This is a genomic window from Streptomyces sp. NPDC006265, assembly GCF_040613555.1.
Classification (GTDB): domain Bacteria; phylum Actinomycetota; class Actinomycetes; order Streptomycetales; family Streptomycetaceae; genus Streptomyces.
In genome coordinates, this window is record NZ_JBEXSH010000221.1 from 1 (window position 1) to 11,132 (window position 11,132).

Genomic DNA, 11,132 nt, shown 5'->3' on the forward strand with positions numbered 1-11,132 from the left:
GTGCGGGAGGCCCTTCGGCGTACCCGGGGCCCTTCGGCGTGAACGAGCCCTTCGGCGCGTTCAGGCCCACCGGCGCAGCCAGGCCCACCGGCGCAAGGTCCGCCGGCCCGTCAGGGAGCCGCGTCCGGGCGGGCGAAGGGGCGGTTTTGCCCAGTCATGACGCGTGCCGGGGACTGCGCCGGAGCCCCGCAGGTGTTTACGTGGTGTCGGACATTCCGGGATTCCCGTCACGGAGGTGTACACCATGGCAGACGCCGCGCCGCGGCTGCAGGGCCTCTTCACACAGTTGCTGGGAGCACCGCTCCCGGTGCGCATCCGCGCCTGGGACGGTTCGCGGTCCGGCCCGCCGGGCGCGCCGACCCTGGTCGTACGCAACCGCCGCGCGCTGCGCCGCCTGCTGTGGAAGCCGGGCGAACTGGGCCTGGCCCGCGCCTGGGTGGCGGGCGACCTCGACATCGAGGGCGACCTCTACACGACCCTCGATCTGCTGGCCGGTCTCATCTGGGAGCGCGGCGAGGACGCCCGCACGCTCGCCCAGGCCCTGCGCGACCCCGAGGTCCGCGCCGCAGTCCGCGGACTGGTCAAGCTCGCCGGCCCCCCGCTGCCGCCCGCCCCGCCTCGCGAGGAGGCCCGCAGCCCCCGCCGCCACCTGCACACCAAGCGCACCGACCGACGCGCCATCAGCCACCACTACGACGTCGGCAACGACTTCTACGAGATCGTCCTCGGCCCGTCCATGGTGTACTCCTGCGCCTACTGGCCCGCCCCGGACAGCACCCTCGAACAGGCCCAGCGGGACAAGCTCGAACTCGTCTGCCGCAAGCTCGGCCTGAGGCCCGGCCTGCGCCTGCTCGACGTCGGCTGCGGCTGGGGCTCGATGGCCGTCCACGCGGCCCGCGAGCACGGCGTACGCGTCGTCGGCGTCACGCTCTCCCAGGAGCAGGCCGCCTACACCCGCAAGCGCGTCGCCGACGAGGGCCTCACCGACAAAGTCGAGATCCGCGTCCAGGACTACCGCGACGTCCGCGACGGGCCCTATGACGCGATCTCCTCCATCGGCATGGCCGAACACGTCGGCGCCGAGCAGTACCTGGAGTACGCCGCCGCCCTGTACGACCTGCTCAAGCCCGGCGGGCGGCTCCTGAACCACCAGATCGCCCGCCGCCCGCAGCGGGACGAGACGACGTACAGCGTCGACGCCTTCATCGACTCCTACGTCTTCCCCGACGGTGAGCTCCAGCCGATCGGCAGCACCGTGGCCCAGCTGGAGCGCGCCGGGTTCGAGGTGTGCGACGTCGAGGCGATCCGCTGGCACTACGCGCTCACCCTGCGCCGGTGGGTCGACCGCCTGGAGGCCGACTGGCAGCGCGCCGTCCAGCTGGCCGGCCCCGGCCGCGCCCGCGTCTGGCGCCTGTACATGGCGGCCTCGGCGCTGGCCTTCGAACGCAACCGCATCGGCGTCAACCAGGTCCTCGCCGTGCGCACTCCCGAGTCCGGGACGTCGGACCTGCCGCTGCGCGCCCGCAGCTGGAACTGACCACGCCGAAGGGCCCCTCTCCCAGCTTGGGTTCAAGGGGCCCTTCGCGCGTCCGCTACTCCGCCTTGATGGCCTCGAGCATGTTCAGCCGCGCCGCACGCCGGGCCGGCCACAGCGCCGCGAGGACGCCCACCGTCGCGGCCAGCAGCAGGAAGACACCCATCCGCGCCCACGGCAGGACCAGCTCGTACGTCGCCATCTTCGAGGCCAGCAGCTCACCGGCCGCCCAGCCGAAGAACACGCCCAGGCCGATGCCCAGCACCGCGCCGAACAGGGAGATCACCAGGGACTCGATGCGGACCATCCGCTTGATGCCCTTGCGGTCCAGGCCGATCGCGCGGAGCATCCCGATCTCCTGCGAGCGCTCGAAGACCGACATGGCCAGGGTGTTGACGACGCCCAGAACCGCGACGATCACCGCCATGGCGAGCAGGCCGTAGACCATGTTCAGCATCAGCGTGAACATCTGCGCGATCTCGTTGGAGATGTCGTCCTTGGACTGCACCTTGACGGCCGGGTTGGTGCCGAGGGCCTTCTCCAGCCTGTCCTGCACCGCGCCGGACGTGCCGTCGGAGGTCTTCACCATGACCTTCATGTTGTACGGGTCCGACTCGTGCGGGGCGAGGGTCTTCTCGTCGAGCAGGATGCCGCCCAGGAAGTCGTTGCTCTCGTAGGTCCCGGCGACCGTGAACTTCTGCTTCTTGCCGTCCTCGTAGGCGAGGGTGAAGGCTGAACCGGTCTTCCAGCCGTAGGACTTGGCGGTCTCGCTGTCCACGACCACGTCGCCGCCGCCGACCTTGAAGGTGCCCGCGTCGACCTCCGGTCCGACCAGGTCGCGGATCGCCGCGCCGTTCACGCCGGTCACGTACTCGCTCTGGCCGTCGATCCGGGTTTCGGCGTTGAGCATCGGGCTGGTGGCGGTGACGTCGCCGGCCTGCTTCAGCTTCTTCTCGACGTCCGGCGACAGCGGGTTGCCGTTCGCCATGGACACCACGTAGTCAGCCTTGATCGACGCCGAGGCCATCTTCTCGATCGCGTGCTGGAGACTGCCCGCCATCACCGTCATGCCGGTGATCAGGGTCAGGCCGATCATCAGCGCGGAGGCGGTGGCGGCCGTACGGCGCGGGTTGCGTACCGAGTTCTGCCGGGCCAGCTTGCCGGAGATGCCGAAGGCGCGCAGCACCGGCGCGGCGGCGGCGATCAGCGGGCGGGACAGCAGCGGGGTCAGGATGAACACGCCGATGATCAGCAGCACGGCGCCGAAGCCCATCGGCATCTGGCCGTCCGAGCCGTCCATGGTCGTGGCGACGAGGACCACCGCGATGCCCGCGGATGAGACCAGGGCGCCCAGCGTGTTGCGCAGCACCAGCGACTTGGTCGTGGCCTTGGCGTGCACGCTGTTCATTGCCGCCACCGGCGGGATCTTCGCGGCCCGGCGGCCCGGCAGCCAGGCCGCCAGCATGGTCACCAGGATGCCGACCGCCAGCGCGGCGACGATCGTCGTCGGCTTGATCACCAGCGGCCCGTCCGGCACGGTCGCGTCGAACGTGCCCATCAGGGAGCGCAGTCCGGCCCCGATGCCGATGCCCGCGAGGAGTCCGGTCACGGCGGCGACGGCGCCGACCACGAACGCCTCGATCAGGACCGAGCGCGTCACCTGTCGGCGCGAGGCGCCGACCGCCCGCATCAGCGCCAGCTCCTTGGTGCGCTGGGCGACCAGCATGGTGAAGGTGTTGGCGATGATGAACGTGCCGACGAACAGGGCGATGCCGGCGAAGACCAGCAGGGCCGTCTGCATGCCGCTCATCGACCGGGAGATCATCTCCGCCTGGTCGTCGGCGAGCTGCTTGCCGGTGGTGGTGGAGACGGTGCCCTCGGGAAGTGCCTTGTCCAGCTCCGCCTTCAACGCGGTCTGGGTGACGCCCTGCTTCGCCTTGACGTCGATTTCGTCGTACACGCCCGGCTTGCCCAGCAGCTTCTGGGCGGTCGCGGTGTCGAACAGGGTGAGGCTGCCGCCGGCCGCGACGTTGCCGTCGTCGGTGGTGAAGATGCCGGTGATCCTCGGGGTCAGGACCGGCCCGTCGACGGACATCCGCACGGTGTCGCCGACCTTGTAGCCGGCGCGCTTCGCCGTCGCGGAGTCGATGAGGATCTCGTCCTCGCCCTTGGGGGCGTGTCCGCTGACGAGCGGGTAACGGGGGTCCTTGGTGCCCCAGTAGTTGCCGCCCTGCGACTGGAAGCCCTCACCGATCAGCTTGCCGTCCTTGCCGGCGATGGCGGTGAAGTTCTTCACCACGCCGATGGCGGACGCGGCCCCGGGCACTCGCTCGCTCTTGTCGAGCACGGCCTGGTTCAGTTCGTGGAGTTTGCCGACCCGGTCGCCCCGGGACTCCTCGTAGTCCGCCGTCATGGCGACGTCCACCTGGTCGAAGCCCTTGGCCGAACTCTTCTGGTAGGCGTCGGAGATGGTGTTGGTGAAGACCAGGGTCCCCGTCACGAAGGCCACGCCGAGCATCACGGCGAGTACGGTCATCAGGAGCCGGGCCTTGTGCGCGAACACGTTGCGCAAGGCGGTACGGAACATGGGTTTTCTCAGTCCAGTCGGTTCGGGCCGGGGCAGTCGGTGAGGGGGCGTCAGCTCGTGCGGCCCTTGGCGTCGAACGCCTTCATGCGGTCGAGCACGGAGTCGGCCGTCGGCCCGTACATCTCGTCGACGATCCGGCCGTCAGCCAGGAAGATCACCCGGTCCGCGTAGGCCGCGGCCACCGGGTCGTGCGTCACCATCACCACCGTCTGGCCCAGCTCCCGCACGGAGTTGCGCAGGAAGCCCAGCACCTCGGCGCCGGAGCGCGAGTCGAGATTTCCGGTGGGCTCGTCCCCGAAGATGATCTCGGGCCGGGAGGCCAGCGCCCGGGCCACGGCGACGCGCTGCTGCTGACCGCCGGACAGCTGGGACGGGCGGTGGCCGAGCCGGTCCGCCAGGCCGACCATCCGGATGACGGAGTCCAGCCACTGCTTGTCCGGCTTGCGGCCCGCGATGTCCATCGGGAGGGTGATGTTCTCCAGGGCGGTCAGGGTGGGCAGCAGGTTGAACGCCTGGAAGATGAAGCCGATCTTGTCCCGGCGCAGCTTGGTCAGCTGCTTGTCCTTCAGCGAGCCGAGTTCGGTGTCCCCGATGCGCACCGACCCGGAGGAGAAGGAGTCGAGGCCGGCCACGCAGTGCATCAGGGTGGACTTGCCGGAACCGGAGGGGCCCATGATCGCGGTGAACTCGGCCTGCCGGAAGTCGACGGAGACCTGGTCCAGGGCGACCACCTGGGTCTCACCCTGACCGTAGATCTTCGAGAGATCCGTGGCGCGCGCGGCCGCGGTGGTGGCCCGGTCGGTGAGGGAAGCGGTGGTCACGGGATGGCTCTCCTGTCGGACGGCGGTGTACGGGAAGGACGTGTTCCATCGTCCGGGCCCCACGGCACCGTGTAGTCACCCGTTGTTCTGGTTCCGAAGGCCGTCTCGGGTCTGACCGGGGCGGGCGGTGTCATACCTGGGGATGACGAACACCCCTGAGGGGCCCCGGTGTCGGGAAGCGATGCGTCCGGGTGTCGAGAACAGGTGGAGTGCCCTCGTTCGGGCGGTGAAATTCCGTCATTCCGCATGCGCGGCCGACCGGCGCACGGAAGGCTATTGGCAAGTGCGGATGGCGAGTTCCATGTGCTGATGCACCCTCAGACGTCAATAAAATAAGACAACATCGGTCCATGCTGCCGCTGTTCGGGGGACCCGTCCGGATAGTCTCGGAACCTCGATGCGGAGCCCACGGCCTGCCCGGATGGTGGAATGCAGACACGGCGAGCTTAAACCTCGCTGCCCCTTCGCGGGCGTGCCGGTTCGAGTCCGGCTCCGGGCACCTTCCGATCCCTGCGTGGTCCATTGAAGAGTTCACGGCGCGCCCGTTGACAGCGGCCGCATGCCGTCGGAGACTCACATGCACATGGTGAAAGGAATTTCACCTGACGAACGTGGATGAGAAGAGGTCGTCCGATGCGCACCACCGTCGGCATCATCGGAGCGGGCCCCGCCGGCCTCCTCCTCGCCCGGCTGCTCCACAGCGCGGGCATCGACGCGGTCGTCCTGGAGAGCCGCGACCGCTCCTACGTCGAACGGCGCCAGCGCGCCGGGATCCTGGAACAGGGCACGGCGGACGTGCTGCGCGCGGCCGGCGCCGGGGAACGCATGGACCGCGAGGGGCTGCGCCACGACGGCATCGAACTGCGTTTCGACCGCCGACGCCACCGCGTGGACTTCCCCGGCCTCACCGGCGGCCGGTCCGTGACGGTCTACGCCCAGACCGAGGTGTGCAAGGACCTCATCGCCCTCCAGCTCCGGGACGGCGCGCCCCTGCTCTTCGAGGCGGAGGCGCTGGCCGTGGAGGACGCCGGCACCGACGCCCCGCGGATCCGCTTCCGGCACGAGGGCCGCGAGGACGTCCTGGAGTGCGCCTACGTCGTCGGCTGCGACGGTTTCTGGGGCGTGGCCCGCAAGGCGATCCCGGCAGAACTGACCCAAGTCTTCGAACGGACGTACCCCTTCGGCTGGCTGGGCATCCTCGCCGACGTGCCGCCTTCGCACGACGAGCTCGTCTACGCCCGCCACGACCGCGGTTTCGCCCTGCTCTCCATGCGCTCGCCGTCCGTCTCCCGCCTCTACCTCCAGGTGCCCGACGGCACCGACGCCGGGACGTGGAGCGACGAGGAGATCTGGGACGAGCTGGAGCGCCGGTTCGAGACCGACGACGACTGGCGCCTGGAACGCGGCCCGGTCACCCAGAAGTCGGTCACTCCCATGCGCTCCTACGTCCACGAGCCCATGCGTCATGGCCGCCTCTTCCTCGCCGGTGACGCGGCACACATCGTCCCCCCGACCGGGGCCAAGGGTCTGAACCTCGCCGTCGGCGACGTCGTGACCTTCGCGCGGGCCCTGACGCACCGGCAGGAGACCGGTTCGCCGGAGCTGCTCGACGCCTACTCCGCGACCTGCCTGCGCCGCGTCTGGCAGGCCGAGCGGTTCTCCTACGACATGACGACCCTTCTGCACACCGCACCCGGCACGACGGCCTTCGAGGACCGGCTCCAGCTCGCCCGGCTGGAGCGGATCGCCTCCTCCCGCGCGGCCGAGACGGACCTGGCGGAGGCCTATACGGGCTTCCCGTTCGGGTGAGCCGGGAGTGACCCCTCCGGTGAGGGGAATCACGAAGCCGCGTAGCGTGTTGCGCAGCACGACGAGGGAAAGATCCTCCCCAAGCAGTAGGGTCATTCCTTTGCCTACCTATTACTCTTGAGCCAAGGCCACGACGTCTGGCCATGGAGGAGTGAAATGAGGAGCAGAAACCCGGTCTTCTCGCGACGGGGGTTCAGCCGCGACAACGGCTACGCGGGCTTCAACACCGCGCCGCAGGCCGGGGGTCCCGCTGTCGCCACCCAGGGCAACCCGTACGCGCAGCCGACGGGCGACCAGTACGCGCAGAACCCGTACGCGCAGAACCCTTACGCCCAGCAGGACCTGCAGTACGGCGCGCCGCCGCAGGCACCGGCCACCACCGGCCGCATGACCATCGACGATGTCGTCCTGCGCACGGCGAGCACGCTCGGCGTGCTCATCCTCACCGCGGCGCTCTCCTGGGCCCTGCTGCCGATCGACGACGCCAACGTCAGCCGTAGTTACGGCATCGGTATCGGCGCCGCGCTGATCGGCATGGTCCTGGCGTTCGTGCAGTCCTTCAAGCGCAAGGCCTCGCCCGCGCTGATCCTGACCTACGCCGCGTTCGAGGGTGTCTTCCTCGGCGTCGTCTCCAACATCGTCGACAACCGCATCGCCGACGGTGCGGCCATGCAGGCCGTGATCGGCACGATGGCGGTCTTCACCGGTGTGCTGATCGCCTACAAGGCCGGCTGGATCCGCGTCAACCGACGCTTCTACGGCTTCGTGATGGCTGCCGCGCTCGGCTTCATCCTGCTGATGACCGTGAACCTGCTGTTCGCGGTGTTCGGCGGCGGCGACGGCCTCGGCTTCCGCAGCGGTCCCCTCGGCATCGTCTTCGGCGTCATCGGCATCATCCTCGGTGCCTGCTTCCTCGCCCTGGACTTCAAGCAGGTCGAGGACGGCATCGCCTACGGTGCCCCGCGCGAGGAGGCCTGGCTCGCGGCCTTCGGCCTCACGCTGACGCTGGTGTGGATCTACATGGAGTTCCTGAGGCTCATCTCGATCCTCAACAGCAGCGATTAGTTCCGGCAGTCGTAGCGCGAAGGGCCCCGGCTTCGGCCGGGGCTCTTCGTCGTCGGGAGGACGGTGTGCGCGCCTAGAGGAGTTTGCGCGCGGCCCTCCTCAGGTCGTACTCGTGGATGATCGCTTTGGCGTGGCCGTACGCGAGGTTGTGCTCGTGCCGGAGCCAGCTGACCTTTTCCTCGAAGCGGAAGAGCGCCGGGCCATCTTCGACGGTGCGCAACCAGTCGGAGATCTCACGACCGGTGCAGTGGGGGATGCGGGCGAGCATGTTGCGGTGGGTCTCTTCGGAGAAGACTTGGGACATCGGCGCCTCCGGACGCTGGGATGTAAGCCGGTCCTTCAGGTCACCGTGCCTGAGTGTTCGCCCGTTGGCAACAGTCCCGCTGGGACGCGTACGCTCGCGGCGTGGTTGATACGACGCCTCTGACCCGTGCGGTGGAGCACTTCGCCGATCGATTGAGGGCCGCGCCCCAGAGCCGGTTGCAGCGAGGAGCTGCCGCCGAGGCTCTCGGGCTGGCCCGGGAGTTGGCCCGCAGGGCACAGGTTCTCGAGGGCGTGGAGCCCCGGGAGATGCCGGATGCGGGGATGTTTGCAGCGGCAGATCAGATCACGGTCGCCGGGAACGATCTGGCGGTCGTGGCCCCCGGCGATGCCGAAGTCGACGAAGCCGTGACGTTGGTGGAGGAGGCGCAGAAGCGGGCGGGGGTCTAGTGGGGGCGCTTCCCTACAGGGACGCGATGACCCGGTCCGCCAGGATGTAGACGTTCTCCTCGCCGCATTCGAACGTGAGGGTGTAGGCGCCCGAGATGCCGGAGCCGCCCAGCAGGACCGGGGTCCGGCCGGCGCGCAGGGCCGCGCAGAGATGCTCCGCCGTCTCGCGGTGGCCCGGCGTCATGCACAGGGTCGTGCCGTCGGCGAAGACGTAGACGTCCAGGGTGCCCAGCGGGCCGGGGCGGACGTCCGTCAGCTCGACGCGGGAGGAGGCCAGGTCCTCCAGGGTGGCGACGGTGCGCTCGTGGTCGTTCACGACCGGCGACTGCGTCGGCACGAAGTCCGGGTGCGAGGGGTGGCGGCGTCGGGCCGCGGCCAGTTCCGGGGACTCGCCGGCCGGCTCCTCGGCGTCCGCGCCGGGCTCGGACACCGGCTCCAGACCCGCGAAATCGGCCTGACGGGGCAGGAACGGATCGACCTCGGGCAGGCCCAGCAGGGAGGGCCCGTCGGCGGCGTCACGGGCCTCCTGGGCGGCCCAGAACGCCCGCGCCTCGGCGAGCTCCCGCTCCCGCTCCTCGGCGAGCGCCGCCGCCACGGCGGCACGTATCTCATCGGTGTCGGCAGCGGTACGGGCGGCGGGCAGCAGCGCACGGGTGGTGACTGCGCGGCTCTCGGCCAGCGCGGTGTGCAGGGCCGCTACCTGTCGGCGCAGCTGCAGGACGGTGCGCAGGACGGCGACGCCCACGGCGCCCGTGGCGGCCGTGGTGACCAGCAACGCGATCGGCATGGCGCTCACTGACGTACTCCCGGTTCAAAGTCGACCCCCGACTTCCTACATCAGCTTGAAGGGCGGACTAACCAGCTGTCAGTGCGTAACGTCACGAAACGGACAGGGCTTCGGTGTCGGGGGAGGGGGCGTGGCTGTCGTGACCTGCGGTTCTCCCCTAGTGGAGGGAGATAGGTCACATCCTGGGGGAGATTGGATCACAAAACAGCCCAGAACCCTGGTGTTTCCAGGGTTCTGGGCCGAAGGCTCACAGCGGGTGCTATGGCGGCTACGGTGCGCCGCTCAGCTGAGGCGTTCGATGACCATGGCCATGCCCTGGCCGCCGCCGACGCACATCGTCTCCAGACCGAACTGCTTGTCGTGGAACTGGAGGGAGTTGATGAGGGTGGTGGTGATGCGGGCGCCGGTCATGCCGAACGGGTGGCCGACGGCGATGGCACCGCCGTTGACGTTCAGCTTCTCCAGCGGGATGCCCAGGTCGCGGTAGGAGGGGATCACCTGGGCGGCGAACGCCTCGTTGATCTCGACCAGGTCGATGTCGCCGATGCCCAGCCCGGCGCGCCGCAGGGCCTGCTTGCTCGCCTCCACCGGGCCGAGGCCCATGATCTCGGGCGAGAGGCCGGAGACGCCGGTCGACACGATCCGGGCGAGCGGGGTGAGGCCGAGCTCGCGGGCCTTGGTGTCGGACATGATCACGAGGGCCGCGGCGCCGTCGTTCAGCGGGCAGCAGTTGGCGGCCGTGACCATGCCGTCGGGGCGGAAGACCGGCTTGAGGCCCTGCACGCCCTCCAGGGTGACGCCGGCGCGGGGGCCGTCGTCCGTGGAGACGACCGTGCCGTCGGCAAGCGTCACCGGGGTGATCTCGCGCTCCCAGAAGCCGTTCTTGATGGCTTCCTCGGCGAGGTTCTGCGAGCGGACGCCGAACTCGTCCATGTCCTGGCGGGTGACGCCCTTGGCGCGGGCCAGGTTCTCGGCGGTTTGGCCCATCGCGATGTACGGGTCGGGCAGCAGGCCGTCCTCGCGCGGGTCGTGCCAGGTCGAGCCCTCGGACTGGGCGGTGGCGACGGTCCGGGCCTCGGCGTCGGCGAAGAGCGGGTTGTGCGTGTCGGGCAGGCCGTCGGAGCTGCCCTTCGCGTAGCGGGAGACCGTCTCCACGCCCGCCGAGATGAAGACGTCTCCCTCGCCGGCCTTGATGGCGTGCAGGGCCATGCGGGAGGTCTGCAGGGAGGAGGAGCAGTACCGGGTGACGGTGCAGCCCGGCAGGTGGTCCATGCCCATCTGCACGGCGACGATCCGGCCGAGGTTGTGGCCCTGCTCGCCGCCGGGCAGGCCGCAGCCGAGCATCAGGTCGTCGATGTCCTTCGGGTCCAGCTCGGGGACCTTGGCCAGGGCGGCCTGGATGATCGTGGCGGTCAGGTCGTCCGGGCGGAGGTCCTTGAGGGAGCCCTTGACGGCGCGGCCGATGGGGGAGCGGGCGGCTGAGACGATCACGGCTTCGGGCATCACGGCTCCATTGACGTACCGGGTGGTCTGCTTGGGCTGTCTGGGAAGTTACCCGTACGTATCGGCTGGGTCACGGGTGTCGCGGTGTGACCCTGGCCGCAGTTTCCAAGCGCTTGCTTTCCTTCCTCCTCTCCGAACTCGTTCTGCGGCGCTCCTCAATTCGAAGGGGTCGCGGGGGCCGGTTCCTGTTCGGGTACCCGCCGGCGCCGCCGGCGCTTCAGCAGGGCCCACGGCCCGCGCGGTCCCCTGGGCCTCGCCCCCGCGACCACCGGGCCCGCCACCGAGGCGGCCTCCGCCCCCGCCCCCGCCACCGGC

The 11,132-nt window shown here is 69.8% G+C and carries 9 protein-coding genes, 1 tRNA gene and 1 pseudogene; 5 read left to right on the forward strand and 6 right to left on the reverse strand.

The window, feature by feature from the left end; all coding sequences use genetic code 11:
* The first annotated feature begins 244 nt into the window (after nt 1-244).
* Nucleotides 245-1,537: a class I SAM-dependent methyltransferase gene (locus tag ABZ281_RS19325; protein ID WP_356657009.1), complete on the forward strand. Its 1,293-nt coding sequence runs from the start codon at nt 245-247 to the stop codon at nt 1,535-1,537.
* 55 nt (nt 1,538-1,592) lie between these two features.
* Here ABZ281_RS19325 and ABZ281_RS19330 read toward each other — a convergent pair whose 3' ends face one another.
* Together ABZ281_RS19330 and ABZ281_RS19335 are read right to left on the reverse strand one after the other, a co-directional pair.
* Nucleotides 1,593-4,121 (reverse strand): FtsX-like permease family protein, encoded by a 2,529-nt coding sequence (locus tag ABZ281_RS19330; protein WP_356657011.1) that lies wholly within the window; start codon nt 4,119-4,121, stop codon nt 1,593-1,595.
* A gap of 50 nt (nt 4,122-4,171) precedes the next feature.
* Nucleotides 4,172-4,942, reverse strand: a complete 771-nt coding sequence (locus ABZ281_RS19335; RefSeq protein ID WP_356657013.1) for an ABC transporter ATP-binding protein — start codon at nt 4,940-4,942, stop codon at nt 4,172-4,174.
* Between the two features lie 415 nt (nt 4,943-5,357).
* On the opposite strand from ABZ281_RS19335, the gene ABZ281_RS19340 reads away from it, so the two are divergent.
* From ABZ281_RS19340 to ABZ281_RS19350, 3 genes are all read left to right on the forward strand, one after another.
* A tRNA-Leu gene (locus ABZ281_RS19340) sits at nt 5,358-5,441 on the forward strand.
* Nucleotides 5,442-5,575: 134 nt separating this feature from the next.
* Nucleotides 5,576-6,751: a 4-hydroxybenzoate 3-monooxygenase gene (locus ABZ281_RS19345; RefSeq protein WP_356657015.1), complete on the forward strand. Its 1,176-nt coding sequence runs from the start codon at nt 5,576-5,578 to the stop codon at nt 6,749-6,751.
* Nucleotides 6,752-6,907: 156 nt separating this feature from the next.
* Complete coding sequence (locus tag ABZ281_RS19350) at nt 6,908-7,816, forward strand: Bax inhibitor-1/YccA family protein (RefSeq protein WP_356657017.1); 909 nt, start codon at nt 6,908-6,910, stop codon at nt 7,814-7,816.
* 73 nt (nt 7,817-7,889) lie between these two features.
* Here the strand turns inward: ABZ281_RS19350 and ABZ281_RS19355 are convergent, their stop codons facing one another.
* On the reverse strand, nt 7,890-8,120 hold the full coding sequence (locus ABZ281_RS19355; protein ID WP_031102797.1) for a DUF4287 domain-containing protein: 231 nt from the start codon (nt 8,118-8,120) through the stop codon (nt 7,890-7,892).
* Between the two features lie 101 nt (nt 8,121-8,221).
* On the opposite strand from ABZ281_RS19355, the gene ABZ281_RS19360 reads away from it, so the two are divergent.
* Entirely contained in the window at nt 8,222-8,527 is a 306-nt protein-coding gene (locus tag ABZ281_RS19360) for a hypothetical protein (protein ID WP_356657019.1), read from the forward strand.
* A 13-nt stretch (nt 8,528-8,540) separates the two neighbouring features.
* Here ABZ281_RS19360 and ABZ281_RS19365 read toward each other — a convergent pair whose 3' ends face one another.
* From ABZ281_RS19365 to ABZ281_RS19375, 3 genes and pseudogenes are all read right to left on the reverse strand, one after another.
* Entirely contained in the window at nt 8,541-9,323 is a 783-nt protein-coding gene (locus ABZ281_RS19365; protein ID WP_356657021.1) for a hypothetical protein, read from the reverse strand.
* Nucleotides 9,324-9,596: 273 nt separating this feature from the next.
* Nucleotides 9,597-10,817: an acetyl-CoA C-acetyltransferase gene (locus tag ABZ281_RS19370; RefSeq protein WP_356657023.1), complete on the reverse strand. Its 1,221-nt coding sequence runs from the start codon at nt 10,815-10,817 to the stop codon at nt 9,597-9,599.
* A gap of 155 nt (nt 10,818-10,972) precedes the next feature.
* Nucleotides 10,973-11,132, reverse strand: a pseudogene (locus ABZ281_RS19375) (SGNH/GDSL hydrolase family protein); the annotation flags it as partial.